At 36.3% G+C, this 24,452-nt stretch carries 25 protein-coding genes, 3 tRNA genes and 8 pseudogenes; 15 read left to right on the top strand and 21 right to left on the bottom strand.

The features are described 5' to 3' along the window. Positions 1-390 precede the first annotated feature (390 nt). Positions 391-465 (top strand) — tRNA-Arg (locus YN1551_RS06100). 6 nt (positions 466-471) lie between these two features. Here the strand turns inward: YN1551_RS06100 and YN1551_RS06095 are convergent. Together YN1551_RS06095 and YN1551_RS06090 are read right to left on the bottom strand one after the other, a co-directional pair. Beyond that, positions 472-972, bottom strand: coding sequence for a DUF367 family protein (locus YN1551_RS06095; RefSeq protein ID WP_012711570.1), 501 nt, complete (start codon positions 970-972; stop codon positions 472-474). Positions 973-1,132: 160 nt separating this feature from the next. Further along, positions 1,133-2,077: a mechanosensitive ion channel family protein gene (locus YN1551_RS06090; protein WP_012713826.1), complete on the bottom strand. Its 945-nt coding sequence runs from the start codon at positions 2,075-2,077 to the stop codon at positions 1,133-1,135. A gap of 128 nt (positions 2,078-2,205) precedes the next feature. Here YN1551_RS06090 and YN1551_RS06085 point away from each other — a divergent pair, with 128 nt between their 5' ends. From YN1551_RS06085 to YN1551_RS06070, 4 genes are read left to right on the top strand one after another with little or no spacing between them, the layout of a single operon-like run. Continuing rightward, positions 2,206-2,991 (top strand): hypothetical protein, encoded by a 786-nt coding sequence (locus YN1551_RS06085; protein ID WP_012713827.1) that lies wholly within the window; start codon positions 2,206-2,208, stop codon positions 2,989-2,991. Positions 2,992-3,032: 41 nt separating this feature from the next. Continuing rightward, a complete protein-coding gene (locus tag YN1551_RS06080; protein ID WP_185946500.1) occupies positions 3,033-4,268 on the top strand; it encodes a phosphoglycerate kinase in 1,236 nt (411 codons plus the stop codon). After that, positions 4,261-5,283 carry a phosphorylating glyceraldehyde-3-phosphate dehydrogenase gene (locus YN1551_RS06075; RefSeq protein WP_012716227.1) on the top strand — a complete coding sequence of 341 codons (1,023 nt, stop codon included), beginning with the start codon at positions 4,261-4,263 and terminating at the stop codon, positions 5,281-5,283. Before YN1551_RS06080 ends, YN1551_RS06075 begins: the two co-directional genes overlap by 8 nt. Continuing rightward, complete coding sequence (locus YN1551_RS06070; protein WP_012713830.1) at positions 5,280-5,690, top strand: universal stress protein; 411 nt, start codon at positions 5,280-5,282, stop codon at positions 5,688-5,690. The genes YN1551_RS06075 and YN1551_RS06070 overlap by 4 nt, the downstream gene beginning before the upstream one ends. On the opposite strand, the gene glyA is transcribed toward YN1551_RS06070, so the two are convergent. The 6 genes from glyA to speD form a co-directional block, all read right to left on the bottom strand. Beyond that, positions 5,683-6,984: a serine hydroxymethyltransferase gene (glyA, locus tag YN1551_RS06065; RefSeq protein ID WP_012717389.1), complete on the bottom strand. Its 1,302-nt coding sequence runs from the start codon at positions 6,982-6,984 to the stop codon at positions 5,683-5,685. The two genes, YN1551_RS06070 and glyA, sit on opposite strands and share 8 nt — an antisense overlap. A gap of 42 nt (positions 6,985-7,026) precedes the next feature. Beyond that, positions 7,027-8,259, bottom strand: a complete 1,233-nt coding sequence (gene hmgA / locus YN1551_RS06060) for a hydroxymethylglutaryl-CoA reductase (NADPH) (RefSeq protein ID WP_012716229.1) — start codon at positions 8,257-8,259, stop codon at positions 7,027-7,029. Continuing rightward, the gene (locus tag YN1551_RS06055) at positions 8,256-8,654 is read right to left on the bottom strand and encodes a Zn-ribbon domain-containing OB-fold protein (RefSeq protein WP_012711578.1); all 399 of its coding nucleotides are present in this window, start codon (positions 8,652-8,654) and stop codon (positions 8,256-8,258) included. The genes hmgA and YN1551_RS06055 overlap by 4 nt, the downstream gene beginning before the upstream one ends. A gap of 5 nt (positions 8,655-8,659) precedes the next feature. Then, positions 8,660-9,739, bottom strand: coding sequence for a thiolase family protein (locus YN1551_RS06050; RefSeq protein WP_012716230.1), 1,080 nt, complete (start codon positions 9,737-9,739; stop codon positions 8,660-8,662). Further along, positions 9,739-10,791 carry a hydroxymethylglutaryl-CoA synthase gene (locus YN1551_RS06045; protein WP_012713834.1) on the bottom strand — a complete coding sequence of 351 codons (1,053 nt, stop codon included), beginning with the start codon at positions 10,789-10,791 and terminating at the stop codon, positions 9,739-9,741. Before YN1551_RS06045 ends, YN1551_RS06050 begins: the two co-directional genes overlap by 1 nt. A gap of 107 nt (positions 10,792-10,898) precedes the next feature. Further along, positions 10,899-11,303: an adenosylmethionine decarboxylase gene (gene speD, locus YN1551_RS06040; protein WP_012711581.1), complete on the bottom strand. Its 405-nt coding sequence runs from the start codon at positions 11,301-11,303 to the stop codon at positions 10,899-10,901. A gap of 111 nt (positions 11,304-11,414) precedes the next feature. Between speD and YN1551_RS06035 the strand changes: the two genes are divergently transcribed. Further along, a complete protein-coding gene (locus YN1551_RS06035; RefSeq protein WP_012711582.1) occupies positions 11,415-12,233 on the top strand; it encodes a hypothetical protein in 819 nt (272 codons plus the stop codon). A 43-nt stretch (positions 12,234-12,276) separates the two neighbouring features. Next, a tRNA-Met gene (locus tag YN1551_RS06030) sits at positions 12,277-12,368 on the top strand. Between the two features lie 437 nt (positions 12,369-12,805). Here the strand turns inward: YN1551_RS06030 and YN1551_RS16550 are convergent. The 9 genes and pseudogenes from YN1551_RS16550 to YN1551_RS05995 form a co-directional block, all read right to left on the bottom strand. Further along, positions 12,806-12,949: pseudogene (locus YN1551_RS16550) on the bottom strand (IS1/IS1595 family N-terminal zinc-binding domain-containing protein); the annotation flags it as partial. Between the two features lie 11 nt (positions 12,950-12,960). Further along, complete coding sequence (locus tag YN1551_RS06025; protein WP_012717388.1) at positions 12,961-14,013, bottom strand: hypothetical protein; 1,053 nt, start codon at positions 14,011-14,013, stop codon at positions 12,961-12,963. After that, on the bottom strand, positions 14,003-14,167 hold the full coding sequence (locus YN1551_RS17030; RefSeq protein ID WP_012717777.1) for a hypothetical protein: 165 nt from the start codon (positions 14,165-14,167) through the stop codon (positions 14,003-14,005). The genes YN1551_RS06025 and YN1551_RS17030 overlap by 11 nt, the downstream gene beginning before the upstream one ends. 364 nt (positions 14,168-14,531) lie before the next feature. Further along, entirely contained in the window at positions 14,532-15,605 is a 1,074-nt protein-coding gene (locus YN1551_RS06020; protein WP_012716232.1) for a hypothetical protein, read from the bottom strand. Between the two features lie 6 nt (positions 15,606-15,611). Further along, positions 15,612-16,346 (bottom strand): 7-cyano-7-deazaguanine synthase, encoded by a 735-nt coding sequence (locus tag YN1551_RS06015; RefSeq protein WP_012716233.1) that lies wholly within the window; start codon positions 16,344-16,346, stop codon positions 15,612-15,614. A gap of 2 nt (positions 16,347-16,348) precedes the next feature. Then, positions 16,349-17,185 carry a hypothetical protein gene (locus YN1551_RS06010; protein WP_012716234.1) on the bottom strand — a complete coding sequence of 279 codons (837 nt, stop codon included), beginning with the start codon at positions 17,183-17,185 and terminating at the stop codon, positions 16,349-16,351. A 160-nt stretch (positions 17,186-17,345) separates the two neighbouring features. Then, positions 17,346-17,531 (bottom strand): annotated as a pseudogene (locus YN1551_RS16545) (IS1 family transposase); the annotation flags it as partial. Positions 17,532-17,543: 12 nt separating this feature from the next. Beyond that, a pseudogene (locus YN1551_RS15810) lies at positions 17,544-17,988 on the bottom strand (winged helix-turn-helix domain-containing protein); the annotation flags it as partial. A 388-nt stretch (positions 17,989-18,376) separates the two neighbouring features. Further along, a pseudogene (locus YN1551_RS05995) lies at positions 18,377-18,559 on the bottom strand (hypothetical protein); the annotation flags it as partial. 160 nt (positions 18,560-18,719) lie between these two features. Between YN1551_RS05995 and YN1551_RS05990 the strand changes: the two are divergent. Both YN1551_RS05990 and YN1551_RS05985 read left to right on the top strand, forming a co-directional pair. After that, complete coding sequence (locus tag YN1551_RS05990) at positions 18,720-18,959, top strand: AbrB/MazE/SpoVT family DNA-binding domain-containing protein (protein WP_012716239.1); 240 nt, start codon at positions 18,720-18,722, stop codon at positions 18,957-18,959. Beyond that, positions 18,949-19,377, top strand: coding sequence for a PIN domain-containing protein (locus tag YN1551_RS05985; protein ID WP_048052106.1), 429 nt, complete (start codon positions 18,949-18,951; stop codon positions 19,375-19,377). Before YN1551_RS05990 ends, YN1551_RS05985 begins: the two co-directional genes overlap by 11 nt. Before the next feature lie 241 nt (positions 19,378-19,618). Here YN1551_RS05985 and YN1551_RS05980 read toward each other — a convergent pair whose 3' ends face one another. Both YN1551_RS05980 and YN1551_RS17025 read right to left on the bottom strand, forming a co-directional pair. Further along, the gene (locus YN1551_RS05980) at positions 19,619-20,041 is read right to left on the bottom strand and encodes a hypothetical protein (RefSeq protein ID WP_012716241.1); all 423 of its coding nucleotides are present in this window, start codon (positions 20,039-20,041) and stop codon (positions 19,619-19,621) included. Between the two features lies 1 nt (position 20,042). Then, positions 20,043-20,210, bottom strand: coding sequence for a hypothetical protein (locus YN1551_RS17025; RefSeq protein ID WP_012713836.1), 168 nt, complete (start codon positions 20,208-20,210; stop codon positions 20,043-20,045). 585 nt (positions 20,211-20,795) lie between these two features. Between YN1551_RS17025 and YN1551_RS05970 the strand changes: the two genes are divergently transcribed. The 6 genes and pseudogenes from YN1551_RS05970 to YN1551_RS17865 all read left to right on the top strand — a co-directional run bounded on the left by YN1551_RS05970 (position 20,796) and on the right by YN1551_RS17865 (position 24,013). Next, a tRNA-Glu gene (locus YN1551_RS05970) sits at positions 20,796-20,885 on the top strand. 293 nt (positions 20,886-21,178) lie between these two features. Beyond that, positions 21,179-22,198 carry a tyrosine-type recombinase/integrase gene (locus YN1551_RS17425; protein WP_052292739.1) on the top strand — a complete coding sequence of 340 codons (1,020 nt, stop codon included), beginning with the start codon at positions 21,179-21,181 and terminating at the stop codon, positions 22,196-22,198. Continuing rightward, a pseudogene (locus tag YN1551_RS05960) lies at positions 22,182-22,523 on the top strand (IS110 family transposase); the annotation flags it as partial. The gene YN1551_RS17425 and the pseudogene YN1551_RS05960, both read left to right, overlap by 17 nt. Before the next feature lie 161 nt (positions 22,524-22,684). Further along, positions 22,685-23,629 carry an IS110 family RNA-guided transposase gene (locus YN1551_RS05955; protein WP_012717387.1) on the top strand — a complete coding sequence of 315 codons (945 nt, stop codon included), beginning with the start codon at positions 22,685-22,687 and terminating at the stop codon, positions 23,627-23,629. Between the two features lie 72 nt (positions 23,630-23,701). Then, positions 23,702-23,836, top strand: a pseudogene (locus YN1551_RS16540) (IS110 family transposase); the annotation flags it as partial. A 42-nt stretch (positions 23,837-23,878) separates the two neighbouring features. After that, on the top strand, positions 23,879-24,013 hold the full coding sequence (locus tag YN1551_RS17865) for a hypothetical protein (protein WP_274379018.1): 135 nt from the start codon (positions 23,879-23,881) through the stop codon (positions 24,011-24,013). A gap of 21 nt (positions 24,014-24,034) precedes the next feature. On the opposite strand, the pseudogene YN1551_RS18085 reads toward YN1551_RS17865, so the two are convergent. Beyond that, positions 24,035-24,211 (bottom strand): annotated as a pseudogene (locus YN1551_RS18085) (IS630 family transposase); the annotation flags it as partial. A 4-nt stretch (positions 24,212-24,215) separates the two neighbouring features. Beyond that, positions 24,216-24,362, bottom strand: a pseudogene (locus tag YN1551_RS18080) (IS630 family transposase); the annotation flags it as partial. Positions 24,363-24,452 lie beyond the last annotated feature (90 nt).

Below are 24,452 nucleotides of genomic sequence, written 5' to 3'. Positions count from 1 at the left end.
TTAAAGTTTAATCATACCTTTAGATAATTTTAATCGTTTCTAATTCATAATCACTCAGTGATTCGCATTGTGGTGAGATGATGAAAGCAATCAAATGGGATGGCCGTAGCGTTGTCCTCGACAGAGCCCCAAAGGGTTAGGCTAGTGATCCCTCACAAGGAGCTAACCTCAAGTCACAGAATTAGAAATATTGAGAACCAATTGGAAACACCGTGAGTAGGGAAACGCTAAATATTCATTTCATGAAGAATGTGAGTCTAAAGATTTCCAAATTTTATGAGGTTACAGTCACGTTCATCTCATTATTTCTTAAGAGATGCATCTTAGATCTTAGTAAACATTATTAATATGCATGAGAAAGGAAACACCAGATACAGTATAATACTTTGAGGACCCGTAGCTCAGCCAGGACGGAGCGCCGGCCTGCGGAGCCGGCGATCCCGGGTTCAAATCCCGGCGGGTCCGCACAAGTCATTTTCTGAGGATTTTTTCGATAATTTCCTTCTCGATCTTCTTTATTTCCTCTTCGTCTTTATTTCTATATGCTTCCAGAAGTTCCTTATTCAATTCTATGAAAGTATGACCCCACTTTACTACATTAGAGAACTTTATAGCCTCTTTCACCTCATCAAGAATATATAATGTAGCCATTAACGCCTCGAGAGATGACAGTTTGTAGGCTATACCATAATGTATTGGATTTCCGGCAAACAGAATTGGTAATCTCCTATGCTCTCCTCTTACATTTTTAAATTCGTTTTGTGATGTATTATTCCATGAAGTGTCGATAATCGTTATACCACTCTTTATTAATATATCTTTGTCATTTATGGATAAGGTTCTTTCAGAGAAGGGATTAAGAATTATACCCCTACCTACTCTCGTAAGTTCAGCAAGTTTAAGTTTGACTAACTTCCTACCGGTACATTTCTTTGGATCATCTTTATGATAGTCTATAACATATACCTTCATTGGTTTCCTAAGTGAATTTTTGTTTCCCTATATTAATAAATATAGCGAACTTCACGAGTTTGATTCTACTCTAAAATTCTATATTAAGATAAATCTTTGTTAGTAGTATCTTGTATTAGAAGAGTATTTTAGCAAAATATCACAATTAAGTTGAGAGAGACTATGAATTCTTTATTTGTTGTGAATCTTGTTGCTTCTTAACTATAAGTTCTTGTCTTAGTTTTAATAACCTTTTTAATGCATCCGATTTTATTTTTCTCCAATCCTCGTTTATGCCAACTTTTAATCTTGCTAATACTATTACGTGATCCTTATCGCTTTGCTCATTTATATACGGTCCTTCTATTACGTTAAAGTCTTTCAATTCCTCTTTAACTAGATTTTCTAAATTACTGATATCTACGAAAGTTAACGGAAACTCTGCCCTCACATTAATAACTTGTTCTTCAGAGTATTTCGAAGTGTAATCCAGAACTGCTGAGTTCAGTAATACAATATTTGGTACTCTTAATTCTCTTAAATTCTCTAATAGAATTCTGGAATAAAATAAATCTATCTCGACGACTGTACCTTTATATCCTTGTTCTATAAAGTCTGTTGAAAAATACTTATATGCTGGGAATTGTGCGGGATAGAATGGTACTTGTGTGGAAACAATCCTTATTTTATCCCCAACAGTAATATATCCAGTTAACATTATTAATAAACCAGCAAAAAAGTTACTCAAGACTGGTTGTAGAGCAAGACCTACAATTAGACCAGCAAAAGTGCTTCCGGCAATCAGTGTAGAAGAACTAACTCCTAAGGGCAATAGTATTAATAGTAGAACAAGCACATACCCAAAGTACTTTACACTGTTTGCTATTACATTAGCCCTTATGCCGAGTCTCTTTTGCGAATAAACCCTTATGGCTTCTGCTATGGACGAGACTATCCATAAGCCTATAAATATGTATAAGACTATCCTAAGATAGAAAATTACCGAACTGATCGTCGATTGGTTGGTTATTCCAAGTCCTTGTAAAATGTATGGAATTATAAAGTTTAATACAACTACTAAAAAGGACAAAAATATTAGTATGGCAAAACGTAAACTTAATCGCATCTCTATTTACTACTTCCACCTAGATTTAAATGTATACACACTGGAAAGTTATAACGTTATTCAACGAGATTTTTGAGCATAAAGCTTAGCAACTGCTAATTGTTAAGGATTTAAACTTCAACAGCATAATGTTATTAGAGGCTCAAAAATTGATCTTTGACATATTTAGGAAAGACAAAAGTGAGGAGGTTAAGGAGCCATTTTACGCTGATGAGTACGGAGAATGGTTAGTCGTCTCTCATAATAAACCATTAGTATATATTTCAAATATTTTACAGAAATCAATCAAGAAAGCTGGATTAAAGAACCATGATTTATACGTGATTCAATATACTGAAGATGAAAAAATAAGAAATTTAGTTAGTCTGAAGAGCATGATTTGTAGCAATGGCAATGTAAAAGAGCTTGATTTGGCTAATGCAATAAAAAATTCCTTGAGCAATAATCTTACAGTTGGCGAAATGAAAATATTTAAATTGAAGATTTGTGGCATTCTCTTTATATTCTTCTATATAGACGTTATAGTTAGAAATCTGAAAGAAACACGAGGTAGTGTAAAACTCCTCTTTCCACCAATGGGTGTAAACTTATATGAGATACCCTACACTCTCCAATCACTAATAAAGAACGTAATAGAAAAAACCCTTGGGATTAGTTGTAGTGTTTCTGAAATAGATACTGGCGATGGTACCAGACTTAAGGCAATAGCTGAGTGTAGGATACAACAGACCTTAGAGTCAATTGAACCATTAAGGAAAGCATTAGAATATTTTAGCCTTTCTGAGCCTAAGATTTCCTTAAATAGGACGAGTGTCAAGCAAATTGAGTTGCAGATCTTTATAAATCAGTTAAAGACTAAGACATTAATACCTCTAATTTGGGATCGTTTTATTATCGATTCTCTGCGTTGCTAAAAATTATTACCCTAAAATTCAGTATATAATTGGGGATCTTTCTGATCAAAGTGGGAGATCTAACTATACCCACAATGGACGATATAGATATAAGATCTAAGAAAGTTCTATTACGTATTGATATAAATTCGCCTGTCGATGAAAACGGCAAAATAATCGATGACTCTAGAATAAAGGCACATATTGGGACTATAAAGGAACTAGCAGATAAGGGTAACTCTGTCGTGCTAATTTCACATCAAGGTAGGCCTGGGGATAAGGATTTCATAAGTCTAGAGGAGCATGCTAAATTAATCTCAAAGTATTTAGATCGAGAAGTAGTTTTCGTAGAAGACGTAATAGGTCCATATGCTAGAGAAATGATCAAAAAACTAGAAAATAATGGAATTTTGCTTTTAGATAATATAAGACTAATCTCAGAGGAGTTAATAGAGGCTCCGCCACAACAACATGTAAAAACCTTTTTAGTAAGGAAATTAGCCCCACTTTTTGACGTTTATGTCAATGACGCATTTGCTACTTCACATAGAAGTCAGCCGAGTATTGTAGGCTTTCCTCTAGCTTTACCATCAGCTGCAGGAAGAGTAATGGAAAGGGAAGTTTCAGCTTTAGCTAGAATTTTTAATGCTGAAGATACACCAAAAATATTTACATTAGGTGGCGGGAAGGTTCACGACACTATTAGAATAATTGAAAATCTAGTGAGAAAAAGGATAGCAGATAGAATACTTACTGGTGGTCTCGTTGCAGAACTGTTTTCTGTTGCTAAGGGAATAAATCTAAATCCAAAGAATATGGAAATTTTGGAAAAATTAGGTATTTTGAGCTTAATTCCTAGAGCTAGAAAACTACTTCTAAGCGGGGCTCCCATCGAAATACCAGTTGATTACAAGGTAGAAATAAACGGAAACGTAATGGAGGAACCAGCTAGCAAGATTACTGGTGTGATAAAGGATATCGGATCTACTACTGCGGAAATATACTCATCATTTATAAAAGATGCTAAAGTAGTAGTTTTAAGGGGACCAATGGGAGTAATCGAGGATGAAAGATTTAAGAGTGGAAGTAAAAGCGTCTTGAAGGCGTCATTGGAGGGTCAAGGTTATGTTATAATAGGAGGTGGACATATGATAAGTGCTTTAGATAAGGATATGAAGATCGATAGTAGTAAAGTTCATATATCTACTGGTGGAGGAGCTCTTCTCTTATTCTTATCTGGAGAACGGTTACCCGCATTAGAAGCATTATCAATGTCGGTGGTGAATAGTAGTGATTAGTGTAGCTGTTAATGGATATGGTACTATAGGTAAGAGAGTTGCTGATGCTATCCTTAAACAACCAGATATGAGACTAGTAGGGGTTGCAAAGACATCTCCAAATTACGAAGCGTTTATAGCACATCGTAAGGGGATAAAGATTTACGTCCCACAACAATCTATTAAGAAATTCGAAGAATCTGGAATACCAGTTGCTGGCACAATAGAGGACCTAGTAAAAGCCTCTGATATTGTAGTAGATACTACGCCCAATGGTGTTGGTGCACAATATAAGCCAATTTACCAACAATTCCAAAGAAACGCTATATTCCAAGGTGGAGAAAAAGCGGAAGTTGCTGATATTTCGTTCTCAGCCTTATGCAATTACGATGAGGCCCTTGGCAAAAAGTACATTAGAGTCGTGTCATGTAATACTACAGCACTACTAAGAACAATATGCACAATAAATAAGGTCACTAAAGTTGAAAAAGTTAGGGCAACAATAGTTAGAAGAGCTGCAGATCAAAAGGAAGTTAAGAAAGGTCCTATAAATTCATTAGTACCAGACCCTGCAACTGTACCAAGTCATCATGCAAAAGACGTTAACAGTGTCATTAAAAATTTAGATATAGTTACAATGGCAGTAATAGCTCCAACAACGTTAATGCATATGCACTTTATTAACATAACCTTAAAGGATAAGGTAGAGAAAAAAGATGTACTTAGCGTTCTGGAGAACACTCCTAGGATAGTCCTAATCTCCTCAAAGTATGATGCAGAAGCTACAGCAGAATTAGTAGAAGTAGCAAGAGATCTGAAAAGGGAAAGAAATGATATTCCAGAGGTGATGGTGTTCGATGACTCTGTTTATGTTAAGGATAACGAGGTTATGTTAATGTATGCAGTGCATCAAGAATCAATAGTGGTACCAGAAAATGTGGATGCAATAAGGGCCTCCACTAGATTAATGAGTGCAGAAGACTCAATAAGAATTACAAATGAAAGTTTAGGAATATTAAAGGGGTACCTAATATGAGCGAACCATCCTATTTCGTAAGCTTTTGGTTAAGAAAAATACTAGTACCAGTAGATGGTTCTGAGAACAGTTTAAGAGCTCTGGATCTTGCAGTAGACTTCGGTATGAGATACGGTTCAAAGATAACCATAATACATATATGTAGTGACTGTAACAATACCAACGATATACAATCGCTTATTGAAAAAAGGGTAAATAACAAGATCGAATATAATTTAAAAATAGTTAAGATCAACATTAAAGAGTCCAGTGTTTCAAATGAAATTTTGAAAGTAATAAATGAGGAACCTTATGATGCAGTAATAATGGGTGCAAGAGGAACTTCATTGAATAGTGATATAAATATAGGCTCTACAGCTCTAGCAATATCGATCAATGCTCCAGTCTCTGTAATATTAGTCAGATGATTAATTTTAATGATTTAGAAGAATATTTTTCTAGATCTTTCATATCGTCAAATGTATACTTAACCTCTAAGAAATTTTTCCTCATGTCGATTACCTCTTTTTTAACTTCATTAACGTCCTTCTTGTCTATAATCACTTTCTTAAACAACTCAGCAATCTCCTCCATTTCACTTTCTTTCATCCCATATCTGGTCATCTCTTGTACACCTATTCTTAAGCCACTAGGATCGGAAACGTTTTCTGGCTTATCATAAGGCAACAAGTTTTTATTTACTATGATATTCGCATCTTCTAATAATTTAGCTATCTTATTCCCTCCACCGAATTGTCTTACGTCTACCGCAACTTGATGACTCTTAGTATAGCCTAAATTCTCACCAATTACCTTAAATCCTCTTTCAGCTAAGGCCTCTGCTAAAGCCTTTGAGTTCCTCGTTATCTGATTAGCGTAGCTCTCACCAAAGTACTTCATCTCGATTGCTGTTACTGCGGTTGCCGGCAATCTATGCAAATGATGATTACTAACAAACCATGGGAATATTGTCCTTGAAACTTGTTTAAAAACTTCCGAACCATCAGAGAAAATAGCCCCACCTTGCGGACCAGGAAAAGTCTTATGAGTTGATACAGTCATAATGTCTGCCCCCTCTTTTAGCGGACTACTCCAGACTTTGCCTTCTATTAATCCGTATACGTGAGCTGCATCGTAAACCAATTTAGCTCCAACAGCGTGAACATGTGGAGCTAGTTCTTTAGTAGGGTGAGGAAATAGATAAAGACTACCTCCAAGTACTACAAATTTCGGTTTAACTTCTTCTATCATCTTTATTGCTTTATCAACATCCACATTGATGTTTTCTTCATCAAATGGCATTTCAATGTGTTGAATACCTAAAGCTCCTAATGTTCCGAACTTAGTATGGCTGACATGAGCACCAGCTTGAACTGGAGCTATTAATGCCTTATCTCCTGGCTCAGCTAAAACTCTAAACACAGCAGCATTTGCTATAGTACCACTAGTAGGTCTCAGATCACAATCCTTCGAGTTTGTTATCTCATTCATCAAATCCATAGCAAGAGTTTCAATTTCATCCGTATATTTAGTCCCTTGATAATATCTCTTGTAAGGTTTGCCTTCTGCATATCTAGACATGAAGTCGCTCATATATACACTTTCAGCCAATGGACTCATTACGTTTTCAGATGCAATAAGATTCAAAGTTTGTGTTCTTCTCCATACGTTTTGTGCCTTAGTAATTTCAAGAACTTTCTCCAATTCTTTAGGAAATGACATAAGAGTAAAGTAGTTACAGAATATTTAAATTTTGATAAAAGATTAAACTTTCATTGCTCTTCCAAGTCTAGCATGGGCCTTACCTAACTCTCTGTTAGCTAAAGCTGCAAGAAGATTAAGTTCTCCAGATAATACAGTAGAAGCTATTATCTCTGCAAATTTCTTAGCGTTAGAGCTTGGCGGATTTCCACTACCATAAACTCCCATAATTGATAGTGCCTCTTTCTGTGTAGGTAATCTAGTACCTCCTCCTACAGTCCCTACTTCTAATGAGGGTAATGTAACTGATATGTATAAGTCCTCTCCTCTTACTTCAGTCCACGTATATCCAGAACTGCTCTCAACTACTTGGGCTACATCTTGACCAGTAGCAATAAAGATCGCTGTAACTATATTCGCGAAATGAGCATTAAATTGAGATAAGGATCCTGCTCTTGCTGTTCCGAGCCAATTCTTTCGCAGATTTATATCGTGAATTAGTTGTGCGTTAGAGCGTAATACATTTTTTATAACGTCTTTCTTTATGAGTGCCTCTGCCACGACAGTTTTACCTCTACCAAAGAGGCTATTGACATTGGTCTGTTTCTTGTCACTGCACATATTTCCACTCACAGCTAAACAGTCAGCTGATGGAAAGTTTTCCTCTATGAATTCACACACTTTTTCAACGGCTATAGTAACCATGTTCATCCCCATGGCATCACCAGTTTCAAAGGAGAATCTTAACCAAACGTTATTGCCCAGTACGAAAGGTGTGATAGATTTTAATCTGCCGTGACTGGAAGTAGAATCTGCTACGTTCTTTATCTTTTCCACATTTTCCTCTATAAACTTTAGAAAATTTGGTATTTCTTCTATTGAATCAAACCTAAAGACAGGAGCTCTGGTCATTTCATCTTTTAAAACCTTAGCCCTAACTCCTCCGCTCAGCGTCGCAGCCTTACTACCTCTATTTACACTCGCTATTAGTGCACCTTCTGTTGTTGCTAGAGGGACGTAAAAATCACCCTTGGCGTAATCACCATTAACCCTAATCGGTCCAACTATACCTAGTGGTATTTGAACTGCTCCAATAACATTTTCTGCATTTTTATTTTTTATTTCACTATAATCAATAACTGTAGAACCGATTGAGGGAAGGCCAATTCCTAAGATTTTCTCTAACGCAAGTCTCCTTGCAACCATCGCAGCATTTGCTTCTAATAAATTGTCAATCTCGTGAAAAGAAATTTCTCCCTTTATTAGTTTTTCTACGACTTCGTCAATTTTCATCATTCAGCTACCCTAAACTTTATGCCATACTGTATTAAACCATTATATGAATCCGTGTAGACTCTCCTTAATGTAGCTTCTACCTTAACTCCTTCTTTTAGTTTATCCAAATCTGCATCTACTATAGGTGCAACTATTTCTACACCCTCGTCTAATCTAACTAGCCCAATAACGCTTGGAAGTCCTTTTTCATGTCCATCTCTAGATTGATATGAAACAGTATAGGATTCTAAGATCCCCTTACCACTTATCTCAATCTTCTTAACGTTTTTACTACCGCATTTAGTACAATATGATGAATAAGGAAAGCTTATATGTCCGCAACTTTCACACTTGCTCGCTGTTAGCTTGTACATGAATCTTTTGTTTCTCCAAACTTGAGGAGGAGCTATCTTCATTTAGATCACCTCGATAAACTAATACCATAACTTACTATACCTAAGTCGTCTGAGGAAATTACGAGATAATCATCAACATTAGCCTTTTTGCCTTTGAACGAACCAATTAGTTGCATATGAGCCTCAGCGAGTTGATATAAGGTAGTAGCTCCACCAGCATGTCCTCTGGCTTTAAGCCCTCCACTTAAATTGACATTAACGTTATCTAAGTTATAAAGGGACTTGCCACTCTCAAATACTCCCGATTCCTCTAACATTAATGCAGCCATAATACTATAGGAATCATGAATATCAATTCCAGTCTTCTCAGTGAGTCTCATACCTAGCTTGTTCCTTAACATTTTTACAGAAGGCAAAGATGGAGAAAATTCATACCTAGCTTGTGCGGAGACGATCCGATTGATCTTAACAGAGGACTCAGTCTTGTTGCTTGAAAGTAAGACTATTGCAGCCCCATCTGCTCTAGCGCCAACGTCGAATAATCTTACAGGATCTGAGATTATCTGCGAATTAATTACAGTATTTAAGTCCACCGGGAATCTTAAATACGCGAAAGGATTTTCTGCCGCGTTTTTGTGCATCTTAATAGCCCAATTTGCAAAATAATTTCCATCAACATTATACTTTTTCATATATTGTTTCATTAATAAGGCAGCTACTGAGTGGGAAGAGATACCATTGTAATACATATAGTCATCCAAATTTGTAGCTATTGCATCATAAAGATACTTGGAAGGGTAATCTGATTGCTTTTCAACTCCTATTATTAGAATTGAATTTACCATACCGCTCTTAATCATTGAATAAGCGGTAAGTAAAGCGACACCTCCACTGGCATCGGCATTGTCCACCTTAATAGCGGGTACATTAGGTTTCCCTATCTTTTCTGCAATCTTTGGTGCAATCAAGGATGCGTTATTCAGTTTTTGTGAATAGGCGTTAGCGACTACAATTAAATCAATGTTATTTACATCATATTCTCCTTCAAAGTTCTTATAAGCCTCAATCACTAAATCATAAATGTCATACTCATAATATCTATCAATTGGTATCATTGATGAGGAATTAATGTAAACCTCTGTCATTATTCATACACCTTTATCTTATTAGTGTACTTAGCATATTCAGCATAAGATACAAGTTTTTTGTTATTTATATAATATTCAACAGTTTTAGCCAATTTCTGCTTCTCTAATATACCTTCAGAAACTAAAATACTAAAAGCATCGCTACCAGCGCCACTACCAAACGGGGCAACCAATATCCTTTCACCAGGCTTTGCAATATCCAATACTTTAGCTAAACCTAATAGGGCAGAGGCGTTATAGGGATTACCTATGTATGGGGAAACTAGTCCTTGTTTAACTTTTTCCAATTGGACCCCTAACTTTTTGGCAACTTGAATTGGAAACTTACCATTAGGCTGATGAAATACAAAATAATCGAAGTCAGAAATCTTCAAACCACTATTTTGTAGTAAATCACTAACAGCGGAAATTATATGATGGAAATATGCTGGTTCTCCAGTAAATCCTTCACCATGGACTGGATATGGAGTTCCATCTCTACGCCAAAAATCTGGGGTATCGGAGGTATACGATGAAGAATACTCTATCACTGCTGCTGAATGTTTCTCATCAACATTACCTACTACAAAAGCAACACCAGCTGCTGCCGAACTCAATTCTAAAACATCCCCAGGATTAGATTGGGCAGTATCAGCGCCAATCACTAACGCGTAACTATCACTATTATGCAAAACGAAACTAGACGCTAATCTTAATCCTACTGATGCAGCCCTGCATGCAAATTCCATATCTGCAGTTGCCGAATAATTGTTAATGCCTAGTGCATCTATTAATATGGTAGATGTTGGTTTTACTGCGTAAACTTTGGATTCTGAGCCAAAAAGGACTAGCCTTATTTTAGAAGGATCTACTTGAGCCCTCTTAATTGCGTTTATTGATGATTCCCAAGCTATAGTTGTAGAATCCTCATCATGGCCAGGAACTGACTTTTCAGTTAATCCAAGACTTCTCACAACACCCTCATCGTAACCCCACATCTTAGCTATATCCTCTACTTTTATTCTATATCTTGGAACATAAGCTCCCCATCCTAGAATACCAGAAAGCATTATTTTCTAAACTGCTTTAATCAAATATAAGGTTTTCGATTTTTGTCTATGAGCCTATAGACAGTTGACGAATGAATTAAAAAACAAATAGAGATTAATATAAAAAACTATTGTGAACTCCTATCGGCATAAAACATTTGATAACGTTTGGGATTGAGGGCATTTACTATGTGAGCAAATGCAGATTGTGGATCACTATCTTCACCACATGTATAAACATCAAGAGTAGCATAGTTATACTCATTCCACGTGTGAAGCGCTATATGACTCTCCTCCACTAGGGCTATAACCGAAACCCCTCCTTTTTTACCACCAAAAGACCAAGCTTTAATTTCCACTAGCTTCATATGAGCTATATTTACAGCTTCTAGGACTAGCTTCTCTAGAAACTCCTTGTCGTTAAGTCTCTCAGCATCGATGTCATATAGGTTGCCAAACACATGTTTTCCTATTATTCTGTCTTCTTTGCCTTCGGGGGAATTATTTTTTTGTAATACCTCCTGTTCTGACATCTTTCTTTCTTATGCCCCCATCTCATTCTCAACAATATGAGAATAATAAGTGTATCTATCCCCATAAACCTTAGGATAAACGTTATAACTAGCTAATAAGTAGTACACGTAATGACAAAAAGTATCGGGATTGGAACCATTTTGATAATAATAAGTATAATTATAATTGGATCTGTTGCAACAATATTTTATCTTGAGAACACTGATGTTAATATTTCAATAAATCCGCTATATTGGAGAATATATTCAAATAGTTACGAAGTGATAGCGTTCTCGATAACAGCTATAAACAACGCTCCATTAACCCAAACGCTAAATATAACGCTATTATCACTTTATCTCATTCCAGGATCAAATGGAGTATTAAAGCCACTAGCCAACTCAACAACAATAATCGTAAAACCACACTCTTCCTCAACAACAATAATTTATTTAGCTTTCTCTTCTTCAACACTACTTCCAGAGATAGAGAAGTTTACAGTATTAGTACACGGACTTTACGGCTATTCAAAACAATTTGGTAATGTGAATACGATTTACACTACAGACTTAACTAGAAGTATGGCAATATTTATGGGAATTAATCAAAACCAATTCCCATATTTTTCAATAGTGGGAAGCTTTACTCCAACTGCGAATTTCAACTACAGTTATAATATAGTATATTATCAATACAATTATACTTCGAATACTTCATTCCTACTTACAAAGTTCACCATATCGCCATTGGGTAACCAATATCTTCAACCAGGAAACTACAACGTAACATTTAGTTACTTAGATCATATCAACTCCTTCTTAATTAATATTCCAAGAAGTGCTCCAGCATATTTCTACTTACCAGTGCCCATGGCAGACTTCAATATGACAGTGATTTTACAAGGTCAAGGAGTTAAATATCAAGGTTATTTCACGGTAACCTTGGGATAGATAAGAAAAACTTTTTAGGTAAATGACGAAAGATCTTATAAGTGCCGCCGTAGCTCAGCCTGGTTAGAGCGCCGGACTCATACGCGTAATATCTGGGAAATCCGGTTGTCCGGGGTTCAAATCCCCGCGGCGGCATCTCCCTAATCTTTATCATAAATTGAAAGAGATTTACGTTCTTATGAGGGAGTATGATTGGAAACGTCTGAGGAAGAAACTGGAAACGCATAATATCAATTAGGTCTCTGACGTATTTATTAGAAGAGGGGTAGGAATAATAGACATTTTCGGGCTGACGGAGTATCAGAAGATCAAAATCTTAGAGAGGACACTGGAGAAGAGCTTATCAGACAAAGAAGGATAAACGAGGTAACTATAGTCTGGAAGGAATTCCATTCTTTCTATTGACTCCAGAGGACTGCAATATGAAAATGAAAGATATCAGTATTGTTAAGTCAAGCAGAGAAGAGTTATATTAATATCTCACGAAAGCCTGAGGTCTATGAATTTGAATGGACTAAATTCCCTATTATTACCTCTTCTTTCAATTTAATCACAGAGAAAGAATTAGAGCTAGAGCGATGATAATAAGAAGCATTACCGAGGAAATACCTACCGCAGTCCCTACACAAATACCTCTGCCTACCCAAAGGCCTACTACACTTGACAACATGATGACTACTACAAGAAGGACGTGCTAGGTCTTGTCTGTAACACATTTACGTAACTATTAGTTATTTTTAATTACTTCTAATCCCTTTAATGCTATTAAGTAAGCTGAGGCTGTATGCCTATCGAAACCCTTCTCCCTCATTATCCTATCGTGACCCTCAGAATTTGTAGTACCCTTAGGATTAACTAACACAACGTCGAAACCCAACCTAAGTGCTTTAATAACACCGTGAGTTAACATTTGCCTCTTAGCGAAACGTGAAACCTTCCTATTACCGCTCTTACTCCTAGTGAATCTCCTCTTCTTAACTAGGAACAAGTCCTCAAAAGCAACGTAATCAACACCAACCCTTGATAGGAAATTAAGAGCTTGTGAAAGAGCATTCAAACGCAAAGCCATAGCTTTCCCTTTAGGAAAACCTGGTCTAGTAACATCTGAATACCAAAAAGTCTTAATGGCAATAACTTTACCATCCTTATTAACTACAACAACGTTCAACCTATCACTGTTCAAATCAAAACCAGCAACCAAACCGTAACCCACAGGTTTTGGTGAAGAGAAGTGCTTTAAGTACAACCAGAGTGGGATTTGGAGGTGGATCATGGGGTAATGCTTGAAACTTACTACAGCACCGTAACCCTCCTCCTTCCTTCGAGATAACTCCTCTAGCTCAGAAAGTAATGGTAAGTACTCCTTGCCGAAGTACGCCTTCCCGTGAACCCACTTACCCCATAGGTCTTTAACTTTAATTTCCACGTGGTCTTCCAAAACGTGAAACTTAATCCCCCTATTACCATTATCGCTTTTGTTACCCCTACAAGCGATCCATCTCTTTTTAATCTCAACCTTATTACCATTAACAAGAGCTAAAGCCTGCTTATAAGCAGTCTCTGCATAAAAAGCGTAAGGGATGATATTATACAACTCCTTAACAGCATCATTTAATGAAACTCCTTTTAAAGCCAAGTCAATCCCAGCCTTCACAGCCTTTGAGTAATAATAAGCAATTCTTGAGATTCTTTCAACGTCTTCAAACTCAACCCTACCATTTATAGTCACGAATTGGAAGTTATCAATTGCTTCCTTAGAGCCAATTAATTTACTCCTCATCATCTGGTAGGATGACAATTACTATCACCTCCTTTCCAGCAATTTTCCCAGCCTTCTCTTTCACGCTCTTAGGGATGTATATTGCATACCTCTTCTCACCATACTTATCACTACCAGCTGAGGATATGACACCTCTGAAAACTATCTGCTCCATATGTTGTAAGTAGCGGAAAAATTTATAAACTTTTATGCTAACATTAATTTGGAGGGTGCCACTATGAAGTCTATGAGCAGTCGCGAGGTGGAGGAAGGCACACGATGAAACTCCCCATGTCCTTGAAGGGAGTGGTTTAACTACCGCTCCCGTAGACGGCATGGGGAGGGAGAAGGAGTGATGAGGCTAAGTGATTAATAGTCACGAAAAGTGACTATTAGTCACGATGAAGGCTGAACTCTAATTGCAAGCCTTCTGCTCATAAATAATTCTGGTTATACAAAATATACATAGCTTAATGACTGCACTATGCTCACACTGACTCAATAAGTAATTCAAGATATATTAAACACTACATTATTTACTATTTCCTTTCTACTATAACCTTGTATACAAACAAAGACGGCAAGAGTGAAGATAACCCTGCTATTATAAAAATTCCATAAAACAAATCCAGTTTTACGATAAATGCAAGTAAGATTGACGCTAACGCTGAGAAGATAGTATCCATCAAGTGGTAAAATGAAGAAATTTTTGTGCTAAAATTTAACAATTTGACTACTGTTTCTTCAACGACTGGTGCCCTTAAGGATGAGGATATGTTGGCTAAGAGTATTAGGGATAAGAAGAGAAATATCGATTCCCGGTAAAACATAGAAAGTGATAAGAAAAGAATTAATTCTGCTATACACAATATTATGAAAACTTTCTCACTTATTTTATGGGCTATATAAACGAAAATAATTAGAGGAACTTGAATTATCATGAGGTATAAACTTATTTCCTGCGGGGTATATGTATAAAATACTGTAAGCAGAATTAAAGGTATATAACTTGTGATTGCAACTCTTCTTAAACTTGCAAAGAAGCCAAAGAATAAAACTAACTTCCCGACGTTTTTTAACCAAGAGTAGAGTTCCGATAAACTCTCTTTATTCTCTTCATATCTAAGCATTGATGATAATACTAGGTTTGCAAACAATAGAGGAATAAATAATATGAGGAGAATTTTTATCCCTATTATTCTACTTAAGTAGAATATTCCTAATCCTGCTAAGCTGAGGGTGTAAGTTAAGGTCATCATTATTGAATAATCCTTTCTCGTAAATCCTTTTTGAAGTATTATAACTGAGGAATTTATAGAGTTGGAGATACCCATAAAAATTGCAGAGAGGGTGAAAGTAAGGAAGGATCTTTGGATAATTAAGATTATTAGTATAAGAAGTTCTAATGCCGCTGAGACCAAGAGATTCCTCTTTATCGAGAAAGACACCAGAATAATGTATGTGATAAACTGAGATATTGATATAGTACTTAATATTAACCCTATTTGAAAGTCATTTAAGCCTGATATTTTCATTAAAGCTAGGAACGCAAAACTCATGAAACCTATGAAAAATGAGATAATTGACTTATATGCTAAGTAATAATTCTTCATTTAGATTCATCCATTATATTTTTTCAAAATGTTGACTAAGTTATCCACGAAGTCTTTAGGATATTCTCCAGTATACTGCAAGAATGGCTTAAAATACCTCTCTACTAACTCTTCCAGGCTTAGTTCTCTTGATAACTTATCTATCTCAGCAAGGGGCAAATTAAAGTAGTAGATGGTGGGATCTTTAACTTTTGCCTCTTCAAAAGCTCTTCTTCTAGATCTACACGGCATACATATGCCGCAATGCATTTTTCCAGATACAATGCAACTATGAGTTTTTGTAAAATCTACGCCTAATTCATTACCCAACTTAATAACTTCACTTTTTACCATTGTGTGAAAAGGTGCCATAACCTTAAAACCCATAAGAGATTCAATACCTTTTAAGATACTCATTTTATTACTCCACTCATCCTTAAGCCAGCCCACAAACATGGTATTTAGATTCGGATAAGCTGAAAAAGATGCTAGGATTTCTATCACAAACTGATACTTAATTATATATTGTATAGAATCTATTGGAGGGAGATCGAAAGACTTAATATAAGAGGAAAAATCAATAATCTTTAGAGGGACATCGAGCTTTTTAGATAATTCTTTGACTAACTCTAATTCTCTTATCTGGGGAGGATAGCCGTAATATATGAAAGTTCCATGCAACACATATTTATCTTTAAGATAATACGCTAACACTGTGGAATCTATTCCTCCAGTAAGTTGAATAATAGCTTCCTCAACCATGATTATTTCCCGTAAGGGTCTTTTGCCGGCATATAATATGCTATATGTGACATTGAATCTATTCTTTTATTATTCTTTATCTGATTGAAATTAGCATCTTTGTATTTAAATATCATAACCTCATCAAATGGTAATTTTCTGCCACCATATATTTTATATTCTCTAATGGCGGCCTCGTAATACATTCTACCCATGGAGTCTACTTGTATCTGATTATAAACTCCAGATATTATATTGTCATTTTTCTGTGTCAGATATACTGCATAACCCGGCGAAGTATTCAACCGGAATTTTTCATCAATAAACCCAACTAATTTAACTTTACCAACTCGTACCCCGTTAATAGTCTTAACTATACCTTTCTGATATCCTTGGAATACTATCTCACCCTCGTCGTTTAGGGTTAAATATGTAACATTTGCTTCTAATGGAAAACCTTCTAATGTTCCCGCGACAGAACTTATGTTAACCGCACCTTGATAAGCTTTTGAATAAGTAGAATAATCCCAGCAAATTATGGAGCCACCACTAGCAGCTTGCACTTCATATTTAGTTAATGATTCCCACTCGAAATAGAGAGACGAGATATTAGTCTTTGTATCGTATGAACCAATGCCAAGTCCTCTATAAGTTTCATCATTTAAATTAACTTCAATAATAAAAATGGTATCTATCTTGGAACTATCATAAAAGTTATAATACGATTTTAGAAAATCTTTGAATTGTTTATCTTCTAACTCACTATTTTCAATTTTTATCTCAATATTAGAAACAATGAACTTTATTTTGGGTATTAAGTTTTTCCCTATTATGTATTCAACTTTAGAACTTATTTCCATCTTTACCTGGATAGATTATTTCATATATGTTTAATAAAGATACTGTATTTAGAATATAGAGGAATATGTAGAAAATGTATATTATATTAAGTTTTTTCCGATCTTACTCTATATAATATATTTTTGCCGAAGTTACAACAGTCTGGAGATAGTGTCGTAATTAACCTACAAATTCTGGAATTAACATTCTCTCCCACAAGACTAGGACTATGTAGTACATCATGGTACTAATGCTCCTATTTACTGTCTTAGTAGTCCTCTTAAAACGTACGAGCCTATCCCTCAATGAAGAGTGCAGCGATTCGTTAGGATTAACGGGTGAGATAACCGTATGATCTTTCAACCAGACAAGTTATAAAAGCTTCTCCCCTTGTTCCTTCACCCATCTTTTACTGTCCTCTTGTCTCTCACGTAAGTCCTTTTTTCCTTTCTTATACTTGAAGCCCAACTTCTTGGGGACTGGGCTTAAACTCCTTGGGTTGTATTTCATTCCATATTACTTCTTAAGTATATAGGCTATGAGCTTCAAGGTCCAGAAGTCGTAGTTCAAGCCGAAATCTCTTGGACTCTTTTCTAAGATTTGGACGAGCTTTTTCTCTTCCTTCAGTTTCGTGGGTCCCTCCCTCGGCTTAGCGCTCCAGTCATCTTTTCTTAACTGTTTGCACACGGTAAAGACGGAGACATTATACTTCTTGACCACGTCCTTTATTCTCATATCGTTCTTCACGTCTTTTATACGCTAATTCTCCTCTCTTCCTCTTGTTTCTTGTTGAGACTTATACATGCATTCTAGATTTCGGCATACAATTTAGTATTACTCATGAAACATAAATCTTGCCCTTTAAGGTCTGACAAAGTATAAGATAAGAGAGTATTGTCTTATATAGAGATGAACTTTGAAATGCGTTAACTGAGGAGTTTAACGGTTTAACGTGTTATGCGCAGTAGATGTGAAAATCAGATATTCATTGCAATAATAAAATAACGTATATTGTTATGCCTTTAACAAATCGCGTTAAATTGAAACGGCCAATTTAACGTTTTAGACACCCGGTTGTCCGGGGTTCAAGTCCCGCGGCGGCACCTTAACTACATTTGCGAATAATTTCGGACAGTTTTCTCGATAAGAATAACTACCAAAAGAGTAAGGATTTTACAACAACATTAATAACATCGTATAAGTTTAAGCTTTTATCTTTCTCCGAAACGATTCTTATATGTCTCGATCTTACTCCTTAAACTGTCAACCCACATTTTAGTCTCAAAGCTTACACTCTTCCCATCCATAGCCTCCTCAGCCCTTGCCAGATACTCCTTAGCCCTCAAGTACAAATCCTTGTTGTCATAAGCTACACTGTTTTGCAAATACACCATAGCAACTATATCTAATTGAAATTGTTAGACGTACTCCTATCAATATCTTCTTCAGAATCTACTTCAGCAACAATCCTCATAATTCTTTAAACTATTCGTAGTGCTATACTCCTCTCGGTTAATGGTTAAACTCTTTAGACATTAGTTTAACTTATATTATATGGTTTATCAAATAAAGTTAAGGAAGAAAGGTGTAATTATCTTACCAAAAGATGTTAGGGAAAAACTCGGGATAAAAGAAAACGATATACTGTTAGGTGAAATGAAAGGTGGGGAGTTAGTTTTACGTCCCTTAAAACCTAAAATTGTAAGGGTTGATCCCAAAATGGTGGAAGAGATCCTTAAGGAAGAAGGTGAGGCTGAAAGGAGGAAAGAGGAGGAAATATTTAATGATAGTTGATACGGGAGTTCTAATAGAGTACATTAATGAGGCTGGTACATACCATGAAAAGGTTAAGAAGCTAATTGAGAGCTACACACCACTTTATGTCACACCAATCACTTTGAGTGAAGTATTATACGTAAGTTATAGGGTTTACATAACAGCTGGGTTAAGTAATGCCAACAATTACGCAAAGGAATTTGTAGAGTGGCTATCAGCTAAACTGAAAGTCACGGAGATTAACCACGAAATAGTAATAAAAGCAGGGGAAATAAAGAAAAAATACGGGATAGCTTTGCCAGACTGTTATGTAATAGCTACTGCAGACTATTTAAAAGATAAGGCTCTCTTTAAAAGAGAGAAGGAAATAGTTCAAGTCTTGGACGAAATTAGAAAAGAATTCGGAGATATTATTAGTTTTATTGATGAAATATAATACAATAATAAAAAACTTAAATTTTATAAATTCCGAATATTTTAACAGAAGTATTTACTTAAACATCTCGGGATTATTACTACACTGGAGTTAAAGAGGATAAAACTAGTTCAAATACCGTAGCCGTTCCAATAAATTACTTAAGGATAATCGAGGGGCGAAAAATTTTCACGTAAGAAGATGGGGTAAAAAGCTCTCTGTACATTTAAGAAAATTTTCAATATTCTTATATATAGTTAAGTTAAAGACTATCAGCCTTAATAATTAATCTTATGTCCCTGTCAAAGCATATCATCGTTCTTGAAAAGAAATCTTCCCTACCTAAAATAAGGCTTGGAAAAACTCCTTCATAAACGCCGAAATCGGCTATTGCAACTGGTATTTCAAAATTTTCATTTAGCTCTACGAAATGAAATTTTAATTTGTACCTTTTTGCATGTAAATTTAGATTGGTTAATATAATGATATCAAAGTAATGATCTTCTAGATTATCAAAACACTCGTTTAACGTTCTCCTATTTATTAAAGAAAATCTACTACCGCTATCTGGTAATGCGTATATCAAAACATCTTCCCCAGACTTAGGGCACTCCATCCTTACTTTTATTAAAGGTACTGAGTAACCTTCGGCGTTAATAAAAGGGATCTCTATTTCTTTACCCATACTAACTCTTTTCTTGCTTCACTACCGTTAAAATATCATACTGACTCCTTTTATACCCCTTCTTTTCCATTATTTCCTCGACTTCCTCCCACGAATTACCCTCAGCCACTATGTTTCTATTCTCATCTATCGCCAAATACTTTCTTACGAGCTTAATGTTCTCAGACATGCTCTCAAATTAAATATAAACTTGTAGAACTATAACTTTATCTGCTGCACTCTATTGTTTCAAATTTTTGAACTAGAGACGTGCTTGTCCTTTTAGTATTTAAAAGATTAAAATGTGCTTTCACTTAGGGAAATAAGTGTTATGAGACGATAATAGCAATATTAGCTGGAAAAAGTTAGTATACTATACGATTATTTAATGTAAAAGCTTGAATGCGACAAAAATCTTTTTTAGCAAAATTTTCTAAAATCAAACAGGAAATAATATTCAGTTTATAGATAGAATATTATGGTAAGAAGTTCAGAATTTATACGCTAAAAAGGAGGAGAGTTTGCAAGGTAATTGAGGTATTTTAGGGTCTAACGTCTCATATTATGTAGATTCTTTCATCTAATAATTAATCTAAAATTATAGTATTGGAATGAAAAAACTCTTTAACGTAAAGGCATTAAATCGAAACTATTAATTTAATTTTTTAGAGATCCGGTTGTCCGGGGTTCAAATCCCCGCGATAGCATGAGATAAATTCAAGACCTTTGTCCAAAAAACTTTAAATTTCACCCTTTACTTATTTTATGAGGACGTGCCGCGGTGGTTTAGCCCGGTCAAGCGCAGGCACCGAAAGAATGCGGGCCTTTCGAGCCCGTGACCCGGGTTCAAATCCCGGCCGCGGCACTGATTTTTAATTAAATTGAAAGAGAGTAACGTTCTCTTTATAAAGGCGTAAATGGAACAGCAATCCTTATTTTTGGAACAGCGTCACTTTCTTATAAGTAGGGTAGAAATATATGCTAATTGACGTTTATAAACTGGACGAGCAACAAAGGAAGAGAATTATTAAGAAGTTAGTAGAGAAGTTGGGGTTATATCTCAAGCTGCAAAATACTGGATGTCGGTAGGAGTACTTTATATAGATACGTTAACAATGACCAGAACATTCCTTTGGAGGTAGTTAAAAAGCTGCAGAAATGTTAGCTCAAGATGAACTTTCAGACGCTATTTACGGGTTGAAAGTTGTAGAAGTTGACGCTACTACTGCATTATCCGTAGTTATTAAAGCCATGAAAGATGAGAAGTTCCAGAACTTTTTCGTTTCTATCCTTTATCAATATCTAGGAGATTATTTGAAGAACGTATCATCGACATACATTGTTACTGAAGAAGACGTGAAGAAGTTTGAAAAGTCACTCCAAGAAAAGACTAAAAGTATTATCGATATGAGGATGAGGTATTTGGGGATAGCGCTTACAAAGTTGGGATATGAGTTAAGTCCGGACAGTTTCAGAGACTTAATAGCAGAGTTATCTGAAGATAGCTGCAATATAGCCAGACATACCGCGAATTCCCTAAAACTATTCATAAAGACTATAATAAAAGAGAAAAACATCCAGTTGGCGCAACTACTTTATAACTCCTTTAAAGTGCCTAAATCCAGGTATAAGTATAAACCACAACCCCTTTCCCTTGACACTTTAAGGGAAATATTTAATAACATAGACCATCTAGGCGCCAAAGCGTTTTTCTTGCTTTTAGCAGAGAGCGAACTCAGGGTAGGAGAGGTATACTCACTTAAGATGGACCAACTAGACCTAGAAAACCGAATAATAAAAGTAATGAAGGAATCGGAAACCAAGAGGGCCTATATTTCCTTTATCCATACAGAAACTAAGAAGTGGTTGCAAGAAGTTTATTTTCCATATAGAGAAGAGTTTATAAAGACGTATGAACACGCTGTAAGTCAAATAGGAGCTGATGTGGAAGCGTGGAAGCAGAAACTATTCCCTTTTCAGTTAGCGGACTTAAGATCTTCAATAAAAGAAGGGATGGAAAAGGTTTTAGGAAAAGAGTTCAGGCTTTACGACCTGCGGTCCTTCTTTGCCAGCTATTTGATCAAAAATGGAGTATCGCCGATCATGGTATGTTTCAATAGCTTCTCTAATAACTTCGCTCCTATGCATCCTGTTGTTTACAACACCAATAGTACTTGAAGAGGTAAAAATACTGGCTAAGGCCATCCTCGAGACGCAAGAGAAGTTAAAAGAGGTCAAGGAGATGATAGGGAGTCAAGTACCGGAAGACCACGTCCTACTGACGATTCCGGGAGTTGGGAAGCTTGCAGCAGGGATAATCATTGGCGTTGTAGGTGATATTGGACGCTTCCCCAAGCCGGAGACTTTCGTAGCTTATTGCGGTCTAGATCCGGTAGTGGAGAGGAGCGGTAAGGCAGTGGTAAGTAAGGGAATCTCAAGGAGGGGTAACAAGTACTTGCGCAGCCTTTTCTACTTTCTTGCGCAGATGAATTATTCTAAGAACACTTATATAAAACATATTAGTCAGATCTGTATTACACAGATCTGACTGGGGTGTAGGCCGTTGAGAACACTGAGCGTAAAGCTCGACGGGGAGCTTGGCCTCCTCCAATTCGGACCGGAAGTTGGGCAAAAAGCCCGAATAAAACATAAGGGTGAGTATACATGGAGGCCCCAGTTGCAGGAATAGATGTATCAAAAGATAAATTAATCGTGTATTTTCAAGGTAAACTCTACGAGTTTACTAATGATAAGCGAGGTTATGAGGAGATAAGGAAGATCTTACCTAAGGGTTGCAAAGTGGGTATTGAGAGTACTGGAGTTTACCACGTTAACCTAGCAAAGTACTTGATGAGTGAGTATGATGTTAGGATCATTAATCCCTTTATTCTCAAGAAGTTCAAGGGTTTTAGGGGTAAGAAGAGTGATAAGAATGATGCTAAAAAGCTAGCAGAAATAGTTGTAAGTATGGGTAGTGGGTTTGTAACAAGTGATGCTAGGGAGTTGACTAGCCAGTGGGATTTTGTTACTAGGAGTATTGCTAGGGTTAAGAATAGGTTGAGGAGGGATTTGGTACTTTTAGGCTATAGGGATAGTTTGTCTAAGAAAAACTTGGAGGAGGTTTTGAGGGGTGGGGATAGTGTTGTCTTGGCTGAGGTTAGGTTTCTTTTGGAGGAGCTTGAGAGGCTTGAGGGTAGGAAGAGGGAGATTGAGAAGGAGCTTGAGGATTTTGTTCCCAAGGATAGTTTGATTTTCACTATTCCTGGTATTGGTAAAACCTTGGGTTGTATTATTTTGGCTAGGGTTGGTGATGTTAGGCGCTTTAGTGATAAGAAGAGGTTTGTTGCTTATTGTGGTCTTGTTGTTGAGTCTAGTGGTAAGAGTGTTGTATCGAGAGGTATATCCAAGAGGGGTGATGCTGTTTTGAGGAGGGCTTTCTATCTTGCAGCTTTGACTGCCATTAAGGTTGATCCTGTTATCAAGCGTTTTTATGAGGATCATAAGGGTAGGTTAAAGGGTAAGAAGTTGATTACTGCTTGTGCAAGGAAATTGGCTGTTATTACTTGGGCTGTGCTGTATTATAATAAGCCCTTTGATGCTAGTGAGTAAAGCAGGTTTCATCACTTGCGTAAGTAGTGTGGACTATGCTCGATTTTTCATGGAAAGGCTTTTATACCGGAAGCTACCTTGTTGAAGTTATACGAGTCTCACAAGAATAAGCTTCACGGTTGGAAGTTGTACACTGCTCTTGCAAGGAAGTTGGCTAAGGTTGTGTGGAGCGTGTGGTATAATAATAAGCCTTATGAGCCTAAATAGGTGATCACTCCCCCAATCGCCACGTGGGTTGAAAGGATTCACGTGGCAATCTTAGTTAATATTATGCTTGAAGTTCAACCGAAAGATTTATTACTGAACGCCACACTCAGAAGAGTTTTAGGGTATCTAAAGGTAGGCAAGTTGATGTCAAGGATGTTGATGTGGGTGATGTACTAGACTTGTTGTTTCAGTAGGTTTGTTAGAGGCTAAGCAGTGGGCCTTCTTGTTGAACTTATAGGGTTTTGTGTAGGGGATTCTCAATCTCTTCCTCGCTATTCTCCAAGCTGTTATGTGGCTTAACGTTGAACTTCTCTTCTATGTTTTTGCTTCCCATATTTTCTTGCCTTGAAGTTCTTGTGGGCTTATCTTCTTTTCGTTGGTGTACTTGTAGTATTTTAGCTATTTTCCTAGTTTTCATCCCCTCCAAGTGTAATAGTATTCCTCTAGCCTTAGTCTCGTTTAAACTTTTAGCCTTCTTGCTAGTTAGCTTCCTTATCCCCCTTTTTAATTCCCTTAACTTCGCCAATTTCTCAGTGTCTCCCCGCTAAGTTTGAGATAGTACCTTCCTAGTCCCCTTTGCACCTATTATGAAAAAGACTATAAACCATAAAAAGAT

This window comes from Sulfolobus islandicus Y.N.15.51 (assembly GCF_000022485.1).
GTDB classification, from domain to species: Archaea; Thermoproteota; Thermoprotei_A; order Sulfolobales; family Sulfolobaceae; genus Saccharolobus; species Saccharolobus islandicus.
The sequence above is the reverse complement of the archived record's forward strand: the minus strand, read 5'-3'. Positions and strand labels throughout refer to the sequence as shown.